Source organism: Modestobacter sp. SYSU DS0875 (genome assembly GCF_054050915.1).
In genome coordinates, this window is the sequence record NZ_JBJHAH010000006.1 from 15,602 (window position 1) to 35,154 (window position 19,553).

Genomic DNA, 19,553 nt, shown 5'->3' on the forward strand with positions numbered 1-19,553 from the left:
ACGGTCTATCCGTGGGAGGACTCTGCCCCAAGGGATCGACAGGCGTCAATGCGGGCGCGACACTGGCCGGGTGAACACCAGCGGAACGCCGGCCTCGCTGACCCTCGACGTGCTGCCCTCGTCGGCCCCCGGGTGCGCGCCGGTCCCCCTGGGCGCCGGCCTCGACGCCGCACGCGCCGGCGAGCTGGCCCGCACGCTGAAGGCACTGGCCGACCCCGCCCGGCTGCGCGTGCTCTCCCTGGTCGCCGCCGGGGCGGGCCGCGAGGTGTGCGTCTGCGACCTCACCGAGCCGCTGGGCCTGTCCCAGCCGACGGTCTCCCACCACCTCAAGGTGCTGGTCGACGCCGGCTTCCTGGCCCGGGACAAGCGCGGGGTGTGGGCGTACTACTCGCTCGTGCCCGGTGCGATGGACGCCGTGGTGACCGCGCTGCCCGGCATCGGAATGCCCACCGCCTGACGGCCGGTCAGCCGGTCGTGGCCGTCTCCTGCGGCACCGGCACCGGGCGGCCCACCCGGCCGCGCCGGCGGGAGACGCCCACCCCGGCCAGGCACACCACACCGCCGATCACCGCGAGCGCGGGCGGTACCTCGTCGAGCAGCAGCCAGCCCATCAGCACCACCAGCGGCGGCACCAGGTAGGTGGTCACGCCCAGCCGGCCGGCGTCCATCCGGGAGAGCGCGTAGGCCCACGTGCTGAACGCGATCGCCGTCGGCACCGCGCCCAGGTAGAGCATCCCCGCGATCGAGGACGCCGGGGCGGTGCCCAGGTCGGTGACGAGCGCCCCCGCCCAGGGCAGGCAGCAGATCGCACCGATGGCGCAGGCGGTCCAGGTGACCTGCAGCCCGGGCAGCCGGCGCAGCAGCGGCTTCTGCGCCACCACGCCACCGGCGTAGGTGACCGCGGCGACCAGGCACAGCAGCACGCCGGCCAGGTCGGCCCCGGACTCCCGGGTGGCCAGGCCGATGAGCAGCACCCCGACGAAGGCGACGGCGAGCCCGACCATCAGCCAGCGCGGGAACCCCTCGCCGAGCAGCACCCCCGCGAGCAGCGCGATCAGCAGCGGGCCGATGTTGACCAGCATCGCCGTCGTCCCGGCGTCCAGGTGCTGCTCGGCGGCGTTGAGCGCCACGTTGTAGATGCCGAACCAGCCGACGCCGCAGACCAGCAGCAGCCGCCACTCCCCCGGCGTCGGCCGGACCCAGCCGCGCCGCACCAGCAGCAGGCCGAGGACCGCAGCGCCGACGAGCAGCCGGCCGAGCGCCAGCGCACCGGGCGAGAGGTCCTCCCCGACCGCGCGGATCCCGATGAACGCGGAGGCCCAGGCGAGCACGGTGACGGTGACGGCGAGCAGCACCAGCGGGGCGCGGGGAGCGGGCACGCCACAGAAGCTAGGTCCCGGCACCGACGGGATCCGGCGGTTTCCGGACGTCGCACCCGCGTTGGCCGTCGCGTGCCGGACGATGGCGGGATCGACGCGGTCAGACCCCGGACTCGGGAGCCGGGTGCTCGGTGAGGAAGCGCTGCGCGCGCCCGGCCTCCCGGCACACCAGCACGACGACCAGGACGAGGACCCCCACGGCCAGCACCGTGATCACCAGGTTCGTCCGCGTCGGTGCGCCGATCGCGCGCCCCACCTGCTGGACGACGACGCCGACGGCGAGCAGTGCCTGGTGCCGCTGCAGCACCAGCCGCTGCGCGAGGTCCCTGGCCAGGGGCAGCTGCGCCGGGTCGACCTCCGCGCGGCCCCGGACCTGCGCGAGCAGGCTCCGCCGCTGGGTCGGGCTGAGCACGCTGGTCGGCTGCGTCTGCCACCACGCCAGCCGGAAGAGCCCGGCCCGCCACGCGACCAGCAGGTAGCCCACCATCACCGCCAGGCCGGCGCCCTGGACGACGAGGCCGGCCGCGGCCCAGCCGCCGGACGGTCCGGGGTCGGGCACCAGTTCATCGCCGGCCAGCACCGCCAGGAGGAGCCCCCCGGCCAGCGCCAGCACCGCGACGGCGAGCGCCCACGACCAGCGGAGCAACCGTGCGCGACGCAGCCGGTCCCGGGTGTCCGCGCTCGGCGCCCGTTCGAGCACCGACAGCGCCTCGGCCCAGCGGCGGTCGTCGTCGGTCACGGCGACGAACCTGCCGCAGGTGATCGTGGCCTTCCAGTCGGTGGGCTGCGGCACGATGCCGGCATGAGCGAGTCCCGGCACCTGACCGTGCACATCGACCGGCCGGCCGCGGAGGTCTACGCGTGGACCCGCGACCCGGCACACCTGCCGCAGTGGGCGGCCGGGCTGGCGGCCGGCATCCGGCACGAGGCCGGCGAGTGGGTGGCGGAGTCGCCGATGGGCCGGGTCGTCGTCCGGTTCGCGCCGGAGAACCCCTCCGGCGTCCTCGACCACGACGTCGTCCTGCCCGACCGCACGACGGTGTCCAACCCGCTGCGGGTCCTGGCCGACGGCGACCGCTGCGAGGTGGTGTTCACCCTGCGCCGCCGGCCCGGCACGGACGACGCCGCGTTCGAGGCCGACGCCGCGGCGGTCACCGCCGACCTCGCCACCCTGCAGCGGGTGCTCGAGCAGGGGTGAGGGTCAGCGCTGCTGGTCCGTGGGGCGCACGAGCACCTCGTTGACCGCCACGTGCGGCGGCTGGGTGACCAGGTAGAGCACGGCGCGGGCGATGTCCTCCGGGTCCAGCGTGCGCATGCCCTGCGCCATCTCCTGCGACTGCCGTCGCGCGTCCTCCTGGGTGATGTGACTGGAGAGCTCGGTCGCGACGGCACCCGGCTCGACCAGGCCGATCCGCACCCCACGCTGGGTCACCTCCTGGCGCAGCGACTCGCTGAAGGCGTTCACCGCCCACTTGCTCGCGTTGTAGACCCCGGCGCCGAGCCGGGCGGTGCGACCGGCGACGCTGCTGACGTTGACCACGTCACCGGAGCCCTGCTCGACCATGCCCTCGATCGCCGCGTGCGTCATGTACATCAGTCCGAGCACGTTGGTCTGCAGCATGCGGCGCCAGTCCTCGGGGTCCGCGCCGACGATCGTGCCGAGCAGCATCACCCCGGCGTTGTTCACCAGGACGTCCAGCCCACCGAGCTCGCTCCGGGTGTGCTCGACCGCCGTCCGGCACTGGGCCTCGTCGGTGACGTCGAGGTCGAGGGTGAGCACCCGGGCACCGCTGCCACCGATGCGCTCGGCGAGCGCGTCCAGCCGGTCCCGGGGGGGGGGGGGGGGGGGGGCCCGGGGGCCGGCGGCCGCGGGCGGGGCGGCCGCGGCCGCCCCGCCCCCCCCCCCCCCCCCCCCCCCCCCCCCCCCCCCCCCCCCCGCCCCCCCCCCCCCCCCCCCCGCGCCCGCCCCCCCCCCCCCCCCCCCCCCCCCCCCCCCCCCCGGCCACCGCGGCGCCGGCCTCGGCGAGCGCGATCGCCGTCGCCTCGCCGATCCCCGACGACGCCCCGGTGACCAGGGCGACCTTCCCCTGCAGCGGGCGGGCGGACTCGGTCATGCGTGCCTCCTCGGAGCCGCCGGGCGCGGCCTCGGACGGCCTGTGCCCCGGCCCGGCCCGGCTCACGCGTGAACCCGTTGCCCTGCGCACCCGCTCAGCGGGCGAACGGCCCCGACAGCGCCGCCCACTGCAGCAGCAGGATCGTCTTGGCATCGACGATGTCCGTGCCGACCCGGGCCAGGGCGTCGTCGAAGCCCAGCTCGACGACCTCGATGTCCTCGCCCTCCTCGGCCAGCCCACCGCCGGCGTCGGTGCGGGTGCCCGCGTCGTAGGGACCGGCGTAGCAGTGCAGCTGCTCGGTCACCGAGCCCGGGCTCATGAAGACGTCGAACACGTGGGCCAGCTCCCCGACCCGGTGCCCGGTCTCCTCCTCGGCCTCCCGCCGGACGGCGGTCACCGGGTCGTCGTTGTCCAGCAGCCCGGCCGCGGTCTCCAGCAGCAGCCCGTCGGGGTGGCCGTTGACGTAGGCGGGAAAGCGGAACTGACGGGTGAGCAGCACGGTGCGGCGCTCGACGTCGTACAGCAGCACGGTGGCGCCGTTGCCCCGGTCGTAGGTCTCCCGGGTCTCGGTGGTCCAGCGCCCGTCGCGGTGGCGCTGCTCGAACGTGGTCTTGCGCAGCACGTACCAGTCGCTGGACAGCAGCTCGACCTCGCGCACCCGGATGGCGTCGTTGCCCATCAGATCGCGGCCGACCTGGTCCAGACCGGTGCGGCCGCGCCGGTCCGGGGTGTCGATCCCTGCGGTCATCGGTCTCCTCTCACAGCGGTCGGACGTGCCACCGGCGGCGCCTCCTGGCTCACCGTGGGGGGGGGGGGGGGGGGGGGGGGGGGGGGGGGGGGGGGGGGGGGGGGGGGGGGGGGGGGCTCGGGGGGGGGGGCGGGGCGGCGCGGGGGGGCGGGGGGCGCGGGGGGGGGCGGGCGGCGCGCGCGCGGCCCGGCCCCCCCCCCCCCCCCCACGATCAGGTCACCTGATCCCGGGGCGGTACCTCCGGGCCGGTGGGCGAGCGGATCAGCGGCTCCGGTTGATCCGGTCGACGTCGGACGGGTCGGGGCCGCCGGGGTCGGTGGCCCGGCCGTCGGTGGAGTGGCTGCCGGTGGTGCCCAGCGCCGGGCCGGTGCCGGCGGCGAAGCCGCCCTCCTGGTACAGCGCGTCCTTCATCTCCGCCGGTGCGAGCGCCCGCGCGACGTGCCAGCCGACCACCGCGACGATCGTGCCGAGGGCGATGCCGCCGATGGAGTACTCCTCGCTGAACCGCAGCTGGACGTCGCCGATGCCGATGATGATCCCGGCGGCCAGCGGCACCAGGTTGATCGGGTTGGCGAAGTCGACCCGGTTCTCCTTCCAGATCTTGGCGCCGAGCAGGCCGATCATCCCGTAGAGGACGACGGTGATCCCACCGAGCACGGCGGCCGGGGTCGCGTTGACGAGGGCACCGAACTTGGGCACCAGACCCAGCAGGATGGCGACCAGGGCCGCGACGTAGTAGGCCGCGGTCGAGTAGACCCGGGTGGCGGCCATGACGCCGATGTTCTCCGCGTAGGTCGTCGTCGGCGAGCCGCCGACCGAGGTGGCCACCACGGTGGCGGCGCCGTCGGCGAAGACCGCCCGGCCGAGCACCGGGTCCAGGTCGCGCTTGGTCATCTCGCCGACCGCCTTGACGTGGCCGGCGTTCTCCGCGACCAGCGCGATCACCGCGGGGAGCACCAGCAGCGAGAAGTTGACCGAGAACGACGGCGCGGTGAGGTCGGGGAGCCCGAACCAGGAGGCCTCGCCGATGCCGCTGAGGTCGACCCGGTCGTGCGCCGTGCCGACGCCCGCCTCGTCGTAGGTGACCGCCTGGGAGAAGGTGTCCAGCAGCAGCGAGAGCAGGTACCCGAAGGCCAGGCCGAGCAGGATGGAGATCCGGGCCCAGAAGCCGCGCAGCGCCAGCGACACCACGATGACGAACGCCATCGTGGCCAGCGCCACCCACTGGTCCTGCGGCCAGTACAGGCCCGCCGCGACCGGCGCCAGGTTGAAGCCGATCAGCAGCACGACGGCGCCGGTGACCGCCGGGGGCAGCACCTTGTTCACCACGACCACGCCGGCGCGCTGGATGAGCAGGCCGACCAGCGCGAGCACGACGCCGGAGACCAGGATCGCGCCGACGACGTCGGAGCTGTCCCCGCCCTGGGCGCGGACCGCGGCGACACCACCGACGAACGCGGCGCTGGTGCCCAGATAGGAGGGCACCTTCCCCTGCACGATGAGCAGGAAGATGATCGTCGCGATCCCGCTCATCATGATCGCCAGGTTGGCGTCCAGCCCCATGATCAGCGGGAAGACGAAGGTGGCACCGAACATCGCCACCACGTGCTGTGCGCCGATCCCGACGGTGAGCGGCCAGGACAGCCGCTCGTCGGGCGCCACCGCCTCACCCAGTGCCGGGGCCTTGCCGTCCCCGTGCAGCTTCCAGCCCAACGCCATTCGGTCCTCCTCGATCCACCCGCCGAGCGAAGTAGCTCAGCGCTGAGGGATCGCACAGTGGCAGACGCTGGGGGCGTTGCACCAGCCCCCGGTGGTCACGTTCCCGTTGCGGCGTGCCGGATGGGACACGCCGCGACGAGACGTAACGCCGGCGACCCGGGACCGCAACGCCGAGGGCGGTCCGGCGACCTCAGGCGAGCAGGTCGAGCCCGTCGTCGAGCACCGCGGCCGCCAGGCCCTCCATCGGTGGCCGGTGCGGCTGGTCGAGGCCGCGGATGCGCGCGGCGTGCAGCGCCAGCAGCAGGTTCAGCCGCAACGTCGGGTCGGTGGTGAAGGGCCCGAGCAGCCGCTCCAGCTTGCCGATCCGGTACCGCATCGTGTTGTAGTGGAAGTGCAGCCGGCGGGCGGACTCGGCGACGTTGAGGTTGGTCTCCAGCAGCACCCGCAGGGTCTCGCGCAGGTCGCTGGAGTCGACGTCGGCGGAGTCGGCCAGCGGGCCGAGCACCTCGTCGACGTAGGACCGCAGCTCACTGCTGTCCGGGATCAGCGACAGCAGCCGGAACACGCCGAGCTGGTCGAAGTGGGTGACGGCGTGCCCACCGTGGATCTCCTGGCCGACGACGAGCGCGCGCTGCGACTGCTGGTAGGCCTCGCCCAGCGCCGACAGCGACTCCGCCGGCCGGCCGATCCCGGTGCCCAGCAGCCGGCCGACCCGGCGCAGCCGGGCGTTCACCCGGGCGGTGACCGCGGTGACGAGCGCGGAGAGCTCCTCCGGCGTCCGGCCGTCCAGCGGCAGGACGGTGACGATCTCGGTGGCCAGCCCGGCGACGGCGGCCCCGGCCACCTCGCTGTCGATCGCGGCCCGCCAGCCGTCGGCGAGCCGGTCGAGCACGTCCAGCGCCCGGGTGGGGTCGGCGCCGGCGTCGGCGACGGTCTCCGTCGCCGTCACCAGCACGATGACCGGGCCGTCGAGCCGCCAACCGAAGGACCGGGTGTAGGCCAGCGCCCGCTCGGTGTGCCCGAACGAGCCGCCGACCAGCCGGCGCACCAGGTCGCCCTGGAAGCGCAGCTCCACCGAGTGCACGGCCTGGGAGCGGATCTCCGACAGCGCCGCGATGACCGCCGCCTGCTCGAGGACCGCCCCGGCACCGAGCAGCATCGGCCCGTGCCGGTTGACCGCCACCAGCCAGCCGTGCCGCTGCTCGCCGGCCATGATCGGGGCGACGGCGTACTCCCCCACCCCGCCGGGGAGCTCGTGGTGGCCGGGCACCAGCAGGATGCCGTCGGCCGGGGACATGTCGGCGCCGGCGAACACGTCGGCCGGGGTGACCGCGCCCTGGTCGGCACGGTTGCCCGACAGGCGGCGCGACGGCGTGAGGTCGGCGAAGGCGTCGTCGGCGGCGGCGTCGAGCAGCCACAGCCAGTCCCGGATCTCGGCGACCTCGTCCGGTGGGCCGGCGCTGGTGGCCACCTCGCGGTCCGGTCCGAGCCCGAGCACGGCCGCCCCGGCGAGGAAGGTGGAGACCTGGACGGTCACCTCGGCCAGCCCACCGCCGGACAGCGCCACGTCGATGAACTGGTTGTGCATCCGGTTGGCCAGGCTCAGCGCCTGCGTCTGCTTGTCGATGATCGCCCCGAGCACCTCGGCGACGACCTCGTCGCGCCGGGTGGGCTCCGGCAGCGCGACGACCGGGAGGCCACGCCGGTCGGCCTCGGCCAACAGCTCCGCCGGCAGCTCACCCTGCGGGGCCCCGGGCCCACCCTCGGACCGGAAGGCGAGCGCGCCGCTGCCGCCGCGGTGCAGCCCCTCGATCAGGGCGCGGCACTGCGCGGCGTCGATCTGCGGGAGCCGGGCGGAGAGGACGACGAGCACGTCCGGGCCGGCCGCGGTCTCCAGGTCACCGGGGTCGCGCACCTCGACGTGCCGGACGATCCGTCGGGTGCCGGTGGCGCCACCCACGACGAGCGCCCCGGCCAGTCCCGGCAGCTGCAGGAGCTGGTCGACGGTGAGGCCCATGCTGTCCTGCAGGGCGGTGCGATCGGAGGGCGGCAGCTGCGAGAGCACCGGCTCGATGGACGCCGAAGCGGCACTGAAAGTAGCCGTCCGCTCGCTGTTCGCAGCGTATGTCACGGACGCCTCACGTTCAGTCACTCTGTGTACCCCCAATGCGCCCCGTCTTTCCCGATCCGACGAGAATCCTGTCAGACGTCCCTGGACGCCAGAAGCCAACCTTGGCGAGAATCGCCATACAGAGCCGGACGGCGCGCCACCTGGGTTCGTGGCCCGGTCCTGTGTCCCGGGTCGGATGGTAGGCCGTCCCCGCATCCCAGCGGGGCCAGCACTCCTCTCCGGCCCTCGATGAGCACACCGGGACGGGGCCGGCGATGCCAGCCACCTCCCGGCGACCGCACGGGTGGAGGGCCACATGCGCACCATCGACGAGAGCACCGGCGGGCAGGGCGACGCCGGGACTCCGGACACCAGAGGACCGGACGGCAGGACGGCACGCGGCGCGACCGCGACCGCACCGTCCACCCGGTCGGGACGGGCGGCCCGGGCCGGGGTCCCCACGATCCACCTGCCATCCGGCTCCCGGACCACCGCGCTCCCCCTCCCCCGGTCCGGGGGCACCGCGGTGCCCGCGCAGGCCAGCACCGGGGTGGCCGACCTGCTGCGCGGCCCGGTCCGCTCCGCCCGGGTGCTGCTGTCGGTGCCCGCCGCCGTGTACCTGACGGTGCCCACGTCCTCGGGGCCGGACGTCGTCGGCGTGCTGACCTCCGATGCCGCCCGGCTGCCCCTGGGGTGCGTGCTCTTCCGGCCGGCCAACGGCCGGCCCCTCGTCTCCGTGCCGACCGGAGCGCCCGCGCGGGTCGGCGGCGGCCGGCTGGTGGTCGGCGACCTGACCGTCAGCGCGGCCGCCTGGTGGGATCCCCGCCCGAAGCTGCCCAGCGCACGCCCGGCGCTGCTGCCCGAAGGCGTCCGCCAGCTGCGCACCGCCCTCTACGGCGAGGGCGTGCCGCACAGCGCCTTCTCCCTCCCGGGCCTGCCGACCGGCCCCAGCGGCCCGCTCGCCGCGCTCCGCGGGGCGGTCCGCCGGGCCGACCTCGACGCCGCGCTGCGCACCGCCACCCGGCTGGTCGGGCTCGGCCCCGGGCTCACCCCGGCCGGCGACGACGTGCTGGCCGGGCTGACCGCCGGGCTGGTCCTGCTCGGGCACCCGGCCGCCGAGCGGTTCGGTGCCGGGGTCACCTCGCTGGCCGCGGGCCGGACCACCGAGCTGTCCCGGGCCCTGCTGCGGCACGCCGCGGCCGGTCAGGTCAGCGGCGAGTACGCCGCGGTGCTGCGGGGGCTGGTCGGCGACGGCGCCCTGGCCCCGGCGATCGCGGCGCTGCTGGCGACCGGCTCGACCAGTGGCCGGGCGATGTCCCTCGGGTTGTGCACCGCCATCGACCTGGTCGACCGCACCACCCGGCGCTGACCGGCGGCCGGGCCGGGCCCGCCCCGGTCCGGCCGGCGGGGTTCAGCCGACGGGGGTGGGCAGCAGCGGCGCGAGCCGGTCCCACTGGGCGATCCGGCAGCCATCGGTGCGGGACAGCTCCAGGTCGACCGGGTCACCGCCCCACAGGCCGGTGATCCGCGCGGTCTGCGGGCCGCCGTACTGCTGGGTGCACATGGCGTCCGCGGGCACCGGTGCGAACGGGTCGTCGAGGCCCTCCAGGTGCGCGCACGCCGTCTCGGCGTCGGGGAGGTCACCCTCCACGAAGCCGACGCAGGTCAGCGTGTAGCGGGCCGGTTCGGCGCCCTCGCCGGGGTCGACCTCGATCACCAGGTCGTTGTCCGCCCGGCTGATCCCGCCCCCGGCGGCGTCGTCGGTGGGCGTTGCCGAGTTCGGCGCCGGGGACCGGGCGGCCCCGCCGTCCGACCCGGTGGCGCAGGCGGCGAGCAGGAGCAACGGCAGCATCAGCAGGGCGCGGCGCATGCCGCCCAGCATGCCCGTGCTAGATGCGGGAGGCGGCGATGCTGGTGACCAGGATCGCCCGCGCGCCGACCTCCCAGAGCTCGTCCATCACCCGGTTGGTCTCCTCGCGGCGGATCATCGCCCGCACGGCGGACCACCCCTCGGTCTGCAACGGGCTGACCGTCGGCCCTTCGAGGCCGGGGGTGACCTCGGTGGCCCGGGCGAGCAGGTCGTTGGGGCAGTCGTAGTCGAGCATCACGTACTGCCGGGCGACCAGCACGCCGCGCAGCCGGCGCATCAGCTGCGCCACCTGGGGGATCTCCTCCGCGCCCGCCCGGCGGACGAGCACCGCCTCGCTGGCCAGCACCGGCTCACCGATGATCCGCAGCCCGGCGGCGCGCAGGGTCGTACCGGTCTCGACCACGTCGCAGACGGCGTCGGCCACACCCAGCCGGCAGGCGGTCTCCACCGCGCCGTCGAGCTTGACCACCCCGGCCTTCAGCCCGTTGTCGTCGAGGAACCGCTGCAGCAGGCCGGGGTAGGCGGTGGCGATCCGCTTCCCCTCCAGCTGGGCGACCTGCTCGATGTCGGACTCCGCCGGGCTGGCGAACCGGAAGGAGGACCGCCCGAACCCCAGCGGCATCACCTCGACGGCGGCCAGCCCCGCGCCCTCGGCCGGTGCGGTCTCCAGCAGCATGTCCCGGCCGGTGATCCCGACGTCGAGCGTGCCGGCGGCGACGTAGACGGCGATGTCCCGCGGGCGGAGGTAGAAGAACTCCGCGTCGTTCTCCGGGTCGTACACCGCGAGGTCCTTGGTGCTGCGCCGCTGCCGGTAGCCGCTCTCGACCAGCATCTCGGCCGCGGGTTCGCTGAGGACGCCCTTGTTGGGCACGGCGACGCGCAGCACTGAGGGACTCCTAGGTGACGTGATGGAGCGGCCCCCTCGCAGGGCCCCGACCCGAGCGGAGCGAGGGTCGGGGGGCGAGGGGGTCCTTGGTCAGAGGTGAGCGTAGACGTCCTGCAGGGACAGCCCGCGCGCCAGCATCAGCACCTGCACCCGGTAGAGCAGCTGGCTGATCTCCTCCGCCGTCCGGTCGGCGCCCTCGTGCTCGGCCGCCATCCAGGACTCCGCGGCCTCCTCGACCACCTTCTTGCCCGCGGCGTGGACGCCGTCGCGGACGGCGGTGACCGTGCCGGAGGCCTCGTCGCCGGCCGCGACCTTGGCGCTCAGCTCGGCGAACAGCTCGTCGAAGGACTTCACGCGCCGGTCGCCCCCGCCGGGTCGATGCCGAAGCCGGTGCTGTGCTTGGGGGCATGCAGGTCGCGGAGCACCAGCGCGGTCTGCAGGGCGGCGGCGGTGGCCTCCCAGCCCTTGTCCTCACCGGAGTCGTCCATGCCGGCCCGGTCGCGGGCCTGCTGCTCCCCCTCGGTGGTGAGCACGCCGTTGCCCACCGGCTTGCCGGCGTCCAGCGACACCCGGGTCAGCCCGGCGGTGAAGGAGTCGCAGACGTAGTCGAAGTGCGGCGTGCCGCCCCGGACCACGACGCCCAGGGCGACCACGGCGTCGTGGGTGGCGGCCAGCGCCTGGGCCACCACCGGCAGCTCGATGGCGCCGGGGACCCGCACCACGGTCGGCGCGGTGATGCCCGAGGCCTGCGCGCAGGCGACCGCCCGCTCGAGCAGGGAGTCGGCGATGTCGCCGTGCCAGGTGGCGGCGACGATGCCCAGGGTCAGGCCGCTGGCGTCGATGGGCTGCTGCTGGGGGGATCCGGACCCGCTCATGACCTCTCCTCGAACGTGCTGGTGCGCGAGCGTGTGCCGCTGCTGCGCGGTGACGACGGTGCAGTGTGCCGGTCGACCGGGGGGCAACCGGTCACATCGGCTGCTCGTCGGCGCGCCGCGCCGGTCGGGTCGGCACGTCGCCCTCCGGCTCGGGCTCGATGATGTCCAGCAGGTGGCCCATCCGGTCGCGCTTGGTGCGCAGGTAGCCCAGGTTGTCCGCGGTGACGTGGCTGGGCAACCCCACCCGGCCGGTGATCTTCAGCCCGTAGCCCTCCAGCCCGGCGCGCTTGGCCGGGTTGTTGGTCAGCAGGCGCATGGTGCGGATGCCCAGGTCGACCAGGATCTGCGCGCCGGTGCCGTAGTCCCGGGCGTCGGCGGGCAGGCCCAGGTCGAGATTGGCGTCCACGGTGTCCACGCCGGAGTCCTGCAGCTGGTAGGCCTGCAGCTTGTGCAGCAGGCCGATGCCCCGGCCCTCGTGACCGCGGATGTAGAGGACGACGCCGCGGCCCTCCTGCGCGACGGCGGCCAGCGCCGCCTGCAGCTGCGGCCCGCAGTCGCAGCGCAGCGAGCCGAAGACGTCGCCGGTGAGGCACTCGGAGTGCACCCGGACCAGCACGTCCTCGCCGTCGCCGATCTCGCCGTAGACGAAGGCGACGTGCTCGCGCTCGTCGTAGGAGCTGCGGTAGCCGACCGCGGTGAACTCCCCCGGCCCCAGCGGCACCCGCGCCTCGGCGACCCGCTCGACCAGCTTGTCGAAGCGCTTGCGGTAGGCGATGAGGTCGGCGATGGAGATCATCGCCAGGTCGTGCTCGTCGGCGAAGACGCGCAGCTCGTCACCGCGGGCCATGCCCACCGGGTCCTTCTCGCTGACGACCTCGCAGAGCGCGCCGGCCGGGCGCAGCCCGGCGAGCACGGCCAGGTCGACGGCGGCCTCGGTGTGCCCCGGCCGGCGCAGCACGCCGCCGTCCTTGGCCCGCAGCGGCACGATGTGCCCGGGGCGGGCGAGGTCCGCGGCGTTCGTCTCGGCCGCGGCCAGCAGCCGGATGGTGTGCGCCCGGTCGGCGGCGGAGATGCCGGTGGTCACGCCCTCGCGGGCGTCGACGGTGACCGTGTACGCGGTGCCGCGGCGGTCCTGGTTGACCCGGAACATCGGCGGCAGGTCCAGCCGGTCGGCGTCGGCCTCGGTGACCGCGACGCAGATGTAGCCCGACGTGTACCGGACCATGAACGCCACGAGCTCGGGGGTGGCGAGCTCGGCGGCGAAGATGAGGTCGCCCTCGTTCTCCCGGTCCTCGTCGTCGACGACGACGACCGGCCGGCCGCTCTTGACCGCCGTGATGGCGTCCTCGACGCTGTCCAGCTGCCAGCTCATGCGCGGGCCCCCAACAGTCGTTCGACGTACTTGGCGATGACGTCCACCTCCAGGTTGACCGGGTCACCGGGAGCGCGGTCGCCCAGGGTCGTCTCCCGCAGCGTCGTCGGGATGAGGCTGACCTCGAACCACGGCTCGGGCCGGTCGGCCCCCTCGTCGTCGGCGAGCGCGCTGACGGTCAGTGAGACGCCGTCGACGGTGATCGAGCCCTTCTCCACCACGTAGCGGGCCAGGCCGGCGGGCACGGAGACCCGCACGACCTCCCAGTGGTCGCCGGGGGTGCGGGACACCACGGTGCCGACGCCGTCGACGTGGCCCTGCACGATGTGCCCGCCCAGCCGGGTGGCCGCGGTGACCGCGCGCTCCAGGTTCACCGCGTCGCCGACGCCGGTGGCACCCAGGCTGCTGCGGCGCAGCGTCTCGGCCATCACGTCGGTGGTCCACACGCCGGTGCCGTCGGCCTCGTCGCGGGTCACACCGGTGACGGTCAGGCAGACGCCGTTGACCGAGATCGAGTCGCCCAGCGCGACGCCGTCCAGCGCGCGCGCCGCCCGGATGTGCAGCACGGCGCTGTCCGGCCCCTCCTCGCGCGCGACCAGGGTGCCGAGCTCCTCCACGATGCCGGTGAACACCTCAGCTCCCTCCTGCGTCCGGGCCGTCCGTCGCCGGTCCGTCAGTGTGCCGGGTGGGCCGCAGCCGGATCTGCACGTCCCCGCCCAGGCGGGTGACGTCGAGGACCTGCAGGTGCAGCGCTCCACTCATCGTGGGGATTCCCAGGTCCCCGACCATGCCGGCGCCGGCGCCGAGCAGCTGCGGAGCCAGGTGCACCACCGCCTCGTCGACCAGCCCGGCGGTGAGGAAGGCAGCGGCGAGCGTCGGCCCGCCCTCCAGCAGCACCCGGCGGACGTCCCGGTCGAACAGCTCGGCGAGCAGCTCGGCCGGGGTCGCCGCGGCGCTGACCAACGTGGGCGCCGCACCGTCGAGCACCCGGGCGGTCGCCGGCAGCCGGCCGCGGCGGTCCACGACCACCCGCAGCGGCTGCCGGTCGGCGTCGCTCCCCGTGGCGTCCCGCACGGTCAGCTGCGGGTCGTCGGCGAGCGCCGTCCCCGAGCCGACCACCACCGCGTCGCAGCCGGCGCGCAACCGGTGCACCTCGGCGCGGGCGTCCGGGCCGGTGATCCAGCGACTGCTGCCGTCCGCGGCGGCCACCCGCCCGTCCAGCGTCGCCGCCACCTTCCACACCACGTGGGGTCGGTGCTCGCGCACGCCGGTCAGCCAACCGGCCAGGGCACCCTCGGCGGCCGCGGCCTGCTCGGCGCCCAGCTCGACGTCCACCCCGCCGGCGCGCAGCCGCTCGGCGCCGCCACCGGCCATCTGGGTGGGTTCGGGGACGGCGACGACCACCCGGGCGACGCCCGCGGCGAGCAGGGCGTCGGCGCAGGGACCGGTGCGCCCGGTGTGCGCGCACGGCTCGAGGGTGACGACGGCGGTGCCACCCCGGGCGCGCTCGCCGGCCTGGGCCAGGGCGTGCACCTCGGCGTGCGGGCCGCCAGGTGGGGAGGTCGCCCCCTCCCCCACCACGTGGCCGTCCGCGTCCAGCACGACCGCGCCGACCGCCGGGTTGGGGCTCGTCGTGCCCAGCACCCGGAGCCCGAGCTCCCGGGCGCGGGCCATCGCCGCGGCCTCGGCGGCGTTCACCGGGCGTCGGCCGCCCGGGCGCGCAGGGCCGCGATGGCGCGCGCCGGGTCGTCGGCGCCGTAGACCGCGGAGCCGGCCACGAAGACGTCCGCCCCGGCCTCGGCGGCGGCCTCGATGGTGTCGGCGTTGATGCCGCCGTCCACCTCGACGAAGAGCTCCAGGTGCCCGGTCTCCACCAGCCGCCGGGCCTCCCGGACCTTGGGCAGCACCTCGGGCATGAACGACTGCCCACCGAAGCCGGGCTCCACCGTCATCACCAGCAGGGTGTCGAAGTCCGGCAGCACGTCGAGGTAGGCCTCCAGCGGCGTCCCGGGCTTGATCGCCAGCCCCGCCAGGGCGCCGGCGGCCCTCAGGTCGCGGGCGACCGCGCGCGGGTCGGTGCAGGCCTCGGCGTGCACCGTGACGTTGCGGGCACCGGCCTCGGCGTAACCCGGCGCCCAGCGCTCGGGGGCCTCGATCATCAGGTGGCAGTCCAGCGGCACCGGGCTGACCGCCTGGATGGCCTGCACGACCGGCAGCCCGAGGGTCAGGTTGGGCACGAAGTGCGCGTCCATGACGTCGACGTGCAGCCAGTCTGCGTCGGCCACGCGCTGGACCTCGTCGGCCAGCCGGGCGAAGTCCGCGGACAGCAGGCTGGGCGCGATCATCGGTTCCCGAGGCACCGGGTGATCGTAGGTGCACCGGGAACGGTCACCCGATCGGGCGACAACCCCTCGTCGACCCGGCCGTTCCGGTCACCGACCGTCACGATCACGGGGAGTCCCACCGGAGGACCACCGACGAACAGGAGTCCTGATGTCCCAGACCGGCCAGCACCGCGACACGACCCCCGGCAGCCAGCAGTCGAACGGACTGGCCACCGCCGGGATGGTCTGCGGCATCATCGCCGCCGCCACGTTCTGGGTGCCCTTCCTCTACCTGCTCTCCAGCCTGCTGCTCGGCATCGTCGCGGTCGTGCTCAGCCACAAGGGCCGGTCGCGGGCCGCGCAGGGCGCCAGCGGCGCCGGGTTCGCCCTCACCGGCCTCCTCTGCGGGTACGCGGCGATCGCGCTGTCGATCGCGAACGGCGTGATCGGCGCCCTGGCCGCCAGTTGACCGGGTGAGCGTCGAGACCGCGAGCCGGGCCACCGCCGCTGGCCCGTCCTGCGGCATGCCGCTCCCGTGGGCCTGACCGACGGAGTCGCGGCCCGGCTCGCGGCGGTGTGCGTCGATGGACGCGGCCGCCTCCGACGGTTCGACATCTGGGACGCCGCCGCACGCGGGGCCCTTCTGGTCGACGCCGCGCACTGCGGTCGCCTGGTCGAGACCGCCGACAGCATCCCCTGCAGGCGGACCCGACCGGCTACCCGCCTGCGGACTGTCTGCTCTCGCCGATGGACGCCCAGCCCGGGCACCCGCCGACCTGGTGGCTGGACCACGGCGGCGTCCGGATGGCGGAGCTGAGGCATCGGGAGAACCCGCGGGCCGCGGGTGCAGCGGACGGCGGGACCAACCCGCACTACTGACCGAGCCGACGATCCGGCCTGCGGGGTTCCATTGCGCACGATCGGGTACGCACCCGTCACATGACGACGGCCACCCCAGCACCCACCCGATACGACGGCTTCGACCGCATGCCGATCGCCGGCACCTGGCGCGCCGGCCGGGCCGGCAAGACGGCCACCGACACCGACCCCTACACCGGTGAGACGCTCACCGAGATCCCGCTGGCCAACGCCGAGGACCTCGACGAGGCCTACTCCCGCGCGAAGGAGGCGCAGCGCGACTGGGCCGCCCGGCTGCCCAGCGAGCGCGCCGACGTGATGCGCCGCGCGGCCCGGATCATGGAGGCCCGCAAGGACGAGATCGTCGACTGGCACATCCGGGAGAGCGGCGCCGCGGCCCCGGCCGCGGAGTTCGAGTACGCGATCACCCTGCGCGACTTCCACGAGTCCTCCTCCTACCCGTACCGGGTGGAGGGCCGGATCCTCCCCGCCGACATCGAGGGCAAGGAGAGCCGGGTCTACCGCCGCCCGGTGGGCGTGGTCGCGGTGATCAGCCCGTGGAACGTGCCGATGCACCTGTCCAACCGGTCGGTCGCCCCCGCGCTGGCCACCGGCAACGCCGTCGTCCTCAAGCCGGCCGGCGACACCCCGGTGACCGGCGGCCTGCTGCTCGCGAAGATCTACGAGGAGGCCGGCCTCCCCGACGGGGTGCTGTCGGTGCTCATCGGCGCCGGCCGCGACATCGGCGACGCGATCGTGGAGCACCCCGTCCCGCGGGTGGTCTCGTTCACCGGGTCCACCCCGGTCGGCAAGGGCATCGCGCAGAAGGCCGGGCTGAAGAAGCTCTCCCTGGAGCTGGGCGGCAACGGCCCGCTGGTGGTCCTCGACGACGCCGACCTGGAGTACGCGGTGAACGCCGCGGCGTGGGGCAAGTTCTTCCACCAGGGTCAGGTCTGCATGATCACCAACCGGATCGTGGTGGACGCCTCGGTGCACGACGAGTTCGTCGACCGGTACGTGGCGAAGGTGCGCGACCTGAAGGCCGGCGACCCGCGCGACGACGACACCGTGATCGGCCCGATCATCAACAGCAGCCAACTGGAGGGCATCCAGGGGATGCTGGCCCAGGCCCGCGAGGACGGCGCCGACCAGGTGCTCGGCGGCGACCCGACCGGTCCGATCGGGTCGGTCCTGCCCCCGCACGTGCTGCTGGGGAGCAACGACGTCGCCACCGCCCGGCAGGAGGTGTTCGGCCCGGTCGCCACCATCATCAAGGCCCGGGACGAGGCCGACGCCCTGCGGATCGCCAACGACACCGAGTACGGCCTCTCCAGCGCGGTCTTCACCGAGGACGTGCTGCGCGGCGTGAACTTCGCCCTGCAGGTCGAGGCCGGGATGACCCACGTCAACGACTCCCCGCTCAACGACGAGAACAACACCGCCTTCGGCGGGGAGAAGGAGTCCGGGCTGGGCCGCTTCGGCGGGGAGTGGGCGATCGAGGAGTTCACCACCGACCACTGGGTGAGCGTGCAGCACACCAAGCGCCGGTTCCCCTTCTGAGCCGACGGCCCGCGGGGGGCTCACCGCTCCCCGCGGGCCGGCCGCACCCGGGCGGCCGCCCGCTGCTCGGCGGCCACCCACAGCAGCGGCACCAGCTGGTCCAGGTCCAGATCGCTCCGCTGGTCGGCCGGCAGGTGGCGGCGGTGGTGCGACAGCGCGGCGGCGACGCCGACCCACGGCGTCCGCACCTCCGCCGGGTACCAGGCGACGCCGCGGCCGAAGACGCCGTGCATGTGCCGCCGCATCGCCGTCCGCGCCAGGACGACGGTGCGCGCACCGGGCGGCCGCTCCCGGATCAGCCACCGCAGGGCCGCCAGCCCCTCCCTCCGGTGCACGTACAGGTCGCAGACGTCGAGCACGGCCGGCTGGTCGTCCAGGGCGAGCAGCGCCACCCCGACCAGCCGGCGCAGCGACTCGGGGTCGCCGCGGACGTCGCCGCGCGCCACCAGCACGACGACGTCGTCGTGCTGGTGCACCCGCACGTCGATCCCGTCGGCCACCCGTCCCCCAGTGCGCTCGCCACCCCTGGCCGCGGGGCGGTGGCTGCAGGTCATGACCGTCCGGGCGCGCGGGGAAACCGGGCGACGTCGGCGGACCGGGGCGCGATCACCCAGCGTCGGGTCCCGGCTCCGCTGCGTCCCGGTCGGGCAGCGCGATCCACGCGGCCCAGGTGAGGTCGCGGCCCACGAACCGTGGTCGGCGCAGCGGCCAGTGCGCGGCCAGCCAGGCGGGCACGAACTCGTCCAGGGCCCGCTCGGTGTCACTGCCCACCAACCGGTCGACGACCCACCAGGAGACCTCGGCGTCGGCGTCGCCGGCCTTCTCCGGTGGATCGACGTAGACGCAGCCCAGCAGCTCGGACTCGTCGGGCGGGAACACCCCGTAGAGGAAGCTCTCGTGCGCGGCGATCTCCCGCGCGTGCCGGGCCAGGTCCGCGCGGTCCTGCTCGACGGTCATCGTCGCCGGCGGCCAGCCCCAGGCGGGGCCGTAGATCGTCCACAGTCGGTCCCGCGACCCCATGACGGCCGGGTGGTCGATCTCGGTGTCGGCGTCGCTCATCGGCCGCAGGTGCTCTCCGGTCGGCAACTCGGCGCGGGTCGGGTGGGCGAACTCCTCGGGCAGCCACGGCACGAGGACGGACGCTAGTGCGACGGGACGGCCCGGGCGAGGGGTTTGCCGAGCGGCCGATACCGTGCGCCGGTGATCAGGAACCGCGACGCCCGGGACGACGCCGCCATCCGGCGGGGCGAGGCCGAGCTGCGCAGCTGGGACCGCCGGCGCCGGCTCGCCGTCGAGGCCGCCGTGCTCGGGGTCGCCGCGCTGTACGCCTTCCTGGTGCTGGGCGAGGGACCCGGGGCCGTCTCCTGGGGTCTGCTGCTGCTGGTCGTGCTGGTCCGCGCGGCCGTCTGGCGCTGGGGCGACCGCGGGGCCCGGATCGACGGCGCCCGGGTGGACTTCGCGCTCCGGCACCGGCGGCTGGCCGGCTGGGCCCGCCCCGACGCGGTGCGGGCGCGAGCCCAGCAGCGGCTGCGCCGCGCCCGGCTGCAACGCGCCGCCTTGGTCGTCGTGGCCGTGCTCTTCGCGGTCGTCACGGTGGTGACGCTGGTGGCCGACCCGGCCGTCCCCCGGCTCGCGGTGCTCTCCGGCGCACTGCTGGTGCTCACCGGCGTCCAGCTGTGGCTGCACGAGCGGAACCTGGCCGAGGCCCGGCGCTGGCTGGCCGATCCGCCGGCCTGAG

The 19,553-nt window shown here is 75.1% G+C and carries 22 protein-coding genes and 1 pseudogene; 7 read left to right on the forward strand and 16 right to left on the reverse strand.

Annotated features, from left to right (window positions below; all coding sequences use genetic code 11):
• The first annotated feature begins 70 nt into the window (after nucleotides 1–70).
• A complete protein-coding gene (locus tag ACI79Y_RS04690) occupies nucleotides 71–457 on the forward strand; it encodes an ArsR/SmtB family transcription factor (protein WP_457157359.1) in 387 nt (128 codons plus the stop codon).
• A 7-nt stretch (nucleotides 458–464) separates the two neighbouring features.
• Here ACI79Y_RS04690 and ACI79Y_RS04695 read toward each other — a convergent pair whose 3' ends face one another.
• Entirely contained in the window at nucleotides 465–1,379 is a 915-nt protein-coding gene (locus ACI79Y_RS04695) for a DMT family transporter (RefSeq protein WP_457157360.1), read from the reverse strand.
• A gap of 100 nt (nucleotides 1,380–1,479) precedes the next feature.
• Complete coding sequence (locus tag ACI79Y_RS04700) at nucleotides 1,480–2,172, reverse strand: hypothetical protein (protein ID WP_457157361.1); 693 nt, start codon at nucleotides 2,170–2,172, stop codon at nucleotides 1,480–1,482.
• A 9-nt stretch (nucleotides 2,173–2,181) separates the two neighbouring features.
• Between ACI79Y_RS04700 and ACI79Y_RS04705 the strand changes: the two genes are divergently transcribed.
• Nucleotides 2,182–2,577, forward strand: a complete 396-nt coding sequence (locus ACI79Y_RS04705) for an SRPBCC family protein (protein WP_457157362.1) — start codon at nucleotides 2,182–2,184, stop codon at nucleotides 2,575–2,577.
• 3 nt (nucleotides 2,578–2,580) lie between these two features.
• Here ACI79Y_RS04705 and ACI79Y_RS04710 read toward each other — a convergent pair.
• From ACI79Y_RS04710 to ACI79Y_RS04725, 4 genes and pseudogenes are all read right to left on the reverse strand, one after another.
• Nucleotides 2,581–3,261, reverse strand: a pseudogene (locus ACI79Y_RS04710) (SDR family NAD(P)-dependent oxidoreductase); the annotation flags it as partial.
• 326 nt (nucleotides 3,262–3,587) lie between these two features.
• Nucleotides 3,588–4,241 (reverse strand): NUDIX domain-containing protein, encoded by a 654-nt coding sequence (locus tag ACI79Y_RS04715; RefSeq protein ID WP_457157363.1) that lies wholly within the window; start codon nucleotides 4,239–4,241, stop codon nucleotides 3,588–3,590.
• Between the two features lie 261 nt (nucleotides 4,242–4,502).
• Nucleotides 4,503–5,960 (reverse strand): uracil-xanthine permease family protein, encoded by a 1,458-nt coding sequence (locus ACI79Y_RS04720; protein ID WP_457157364.1) that lies wholly within the window; start codon nucleotides 5,958–5,960, stop codon nucleotides 4,503–4,505.
• 190 nt (nucleotides 5,961–6,150) lie between these two features.
• The gene (locus ACI79Y_RS04725) at nucleotides 6,151–8,091 is read right to left on the reverse strand and encodes a PucR family transcriptional regulator (RefSeq protein ID WP_457157365.1); all 1,941 of its coding nucleotides are present in this window, start codon (nucleotides 8,089–8,091) and stop codon (nucleotides 6,151–6,153) included.
• A 295-nt stretch (nucleotides 8,092–8,386) separates the two neighbouring features.
• Here ACI79Y_RS04725 and ACI79Y_RS04730 point away from each other — a divergent pair, with 295 nt between their 5' ends.
• Nucleotides 8,387–9,439, forward strand: a complete 1,053-nt coding sequence (locus ACI79Y_RS04730; RefSeq protein ID WP_457157366.1) for a DUF2877 domain-containing protein — start codon at nucleotides 8,387–8,389, stop codon at nucleotides 9,437–9,439.
• A gap of 42 nt (nucleotides 9,440–9,481) precedes the next feature.
• On the opposite strand, the gene ACI79Y_RS04735 is transcribed toward ACI79Y_RS04730, so the two are convergent.
• The 8 genes from ACI79Y_RS04735 to rpe all read right to left on the reverse strand — a co-directional run bounded on the left by ACI79Y_RS04735 (nucleotide 9,482) and on the right by rpe (nucleotide 15,433).
• The gene (locus ACI79Y_RS04735) at nucleotides 9,482–9,940 is read right to left on the reverse strand and encodes an SSI family serine proteinase inhibitor (RefSeq protein ID WP_457157367.1); all 459 of its coding nucleotides are present in this window, start codon (nucleotides 9,938–9,940) and stop codon (nucleotides 9,482–9,484) included.
• 19 nt (nucleotides 9,941–9,959) lie between these two features.
• Complete coding sequence (gene hisG, locus ACI79Y_RS04740; protein ID WP_457085221.1) at nucleotides 9,960–10,826, reverse strand: ATP phosphoribosyltransferase; 867 nt, start codon at nucleotides 10,824–10,826, stop codon at nucleotides 9,960–9,962.
• Between the two features lie 90 nt (nucleotides 10,827–10,916).
• The gene (locus tag ACI79Y_RS04745) at nucleotides 10,917–11,180 is read right to left on the reverse strand and encodes a phosphoribosyl-ATP diphosphatase (protein WP_457065007.1); all 264 of its coding nucleotides are present in this window, start codon (nucleotides 11,178–11,180) and stop codon (nucleotides 10,917–10,919) included.
• Entirely contained in the window at nucleotides 11,177–11,701 is a 525-nt protein-coding gene (ribH, locus tag ACI79Y_RS04750; protein WP_457157368.1) for a 6,7-dimethyl-8-ribityllumazine synthase, read from the reverse strand. The genes ACI79Y_RS04745 and ribH overlap by 4 nt, the downstream gene beginning before the upstream one ends.
• Before the next feature lie 91 nt (nucleotides 11,702–11,792).
• Nucleotides 11,793–13,073 (reverse strand): bifunctional 3,4-dihydroxy-2-butanone-4-phosphate synthase/GTP cyclohydrolase II, encoded by a 1,281-nt coding sequence (locus ACI79Y_RS04755; protein WP_457157369.1) that lies wholly within the window; start codon nucleotides 13,071–13,073, stop codon nucleotides 11,793–11,795.
• On the reverse strand, nucleotides 13,070–13,705 hold the full coding sequence (locus ACI79Y_RS04760; RefSeq protein WP_457157370.1) for a riboflavin synthase: 636 nt from the start codon (nucleotides 13,703–13,705) through the stop codon (nucleotides 13,070–13,072). Before ACI79Y_RS04760 ends, ACI79Y_RS04755 begins: the two co-directional genes overlap by 4 nt.
• 1 nt (nucleotide 13,706) lies before the next feature.
• Nucleotides 13,707–14,771 carry a bifunctional diaminohydroxyphosphoribosylaminopyrimidine deaminase/5-amino-6-(5-phosphoribosylamino)uracil reductase RibD gene (gene ribD / locus ACI79Y_RS04765; protein ID WP_457157371.1) on the reverse strand — a complete coding sequence of 355 codons (1,065 nt, stop codon included), beginning with the start codon at nucleotides 14,769–14,771 and terminating at the stop codon, nucleotides 13,707–13,709.
• Nucleotides 14,768–15,433: a ribulose-phosphate 3-epimerase gene (rpe, locus tag ACI79Y_RS04770; RefSeq protein WP_457157372.1), complete on the reverse strand. Its 666-nt coding sequence runs from the start codon at nucleotides 15,431–15,433 to the stop codon at nucleotides 14,768–14,770. Before rpe ends, ribD begins: the two co-directional genes overlap by 4 nt.
• A 133-nt stretch (nucleotides 15,434–15,566) precedes the next feature.
• Between rpe and ACI79Y_RS04775 the strand changes: the two genes are divergently transcribed.
• The 3 genes from ACI79Y_RS04775 to ACI79Y_RS04785 all read left to right on the forward strand — a co-directional run bounded on the left by ACI79Y_RS04775 (nucleotide 15,567) and on the right by ACI79Y_RS04785 (nucleotide 17,815).
• Nucleotides 15,567–15,866 (forward strand): DUF4190 domain-containing protein, encoded by a 300-nt coding sequence (locus ACI79Y_RS04775; RefSeq protein WP_457157373.1) that lies wholly within the window; start codon nucleotides 15,567–15,569, stop codon nucleotides 15,864–15,866.
• Between the two features lie 278 nt (nucleotides 15,867–16,144).
• Entirely contained in the window at nucleotides 16,145–16,276 is a 132-nt protein-coding gene (locus ACI79Y_RS04780) for a hypothetical protein (RefSeq protein WP_457157374.1), read from the forward strand.
• A 60-nt stretch (nucleotides 16,277–16,336) separates the two neighbouring features.
• Entirely contained in the window at nucleotides 16,337–17,815 is a 1,479-nt protein-coding gene (locus ACI79Y_RS04785) for an aldehyde dehydrogenase family protein (RefSeq protein ID WP_457157375.1), read from the forward strand.
• A 20-nt stretch (nucleotides 17,816–17,835) separates the two neighbouring features.
• Here ACI79Y_RS04785 and ACI79Y_RS04790 read toward each other — a convergent pair whose 3' ends face one another.
• Complete coding sequence (locus ACI79Y_RS04790; RefSeq protein ID WP_457157376.1) at nucleotides 17,836–18,315, reverse strand: hypothetical protein; 480 nt, start codon at nucleotides 18,313–18,315, stop codon at nucleotides 17,836–17,838.
• Between the two features lie 106 nt (nucleotides 18,316–18,421).
• The gene (locus tag ACI79Y_RS04795; RefSeq protein ID WP_457157377.1) at nucleotides 18,422–18,946 is read right to left on the reverse strand and encodes a hypothetical protein; all 525 of its coding nucleotides are present in this window, start codon (nucleotides 18,944–18,946) and stop codon (nucleotides 18,422–18,424) included.
• A gap of 69 nt (nucleotides 18,947–19,015) precedes the next feature.
• Here ACI79Y_RS04795 and ACI79Y_RS04800 point away from each other — a divergent pair, with 69 nt between their 5' ends.
• On the forward strand, nucleotides 19,016–19,552 hold the full coding sequence (locus ACI79Y_RS04800) for a hypothetical protein (RefSeq protein WP_457157378.1): 537 nt from the start codon (nucleotides 19,016–19,018) through the stop codon (nucleotides 19,550–19,552).
• Nucleotide 19,553 lies beyond the last annotated feature (1 nt).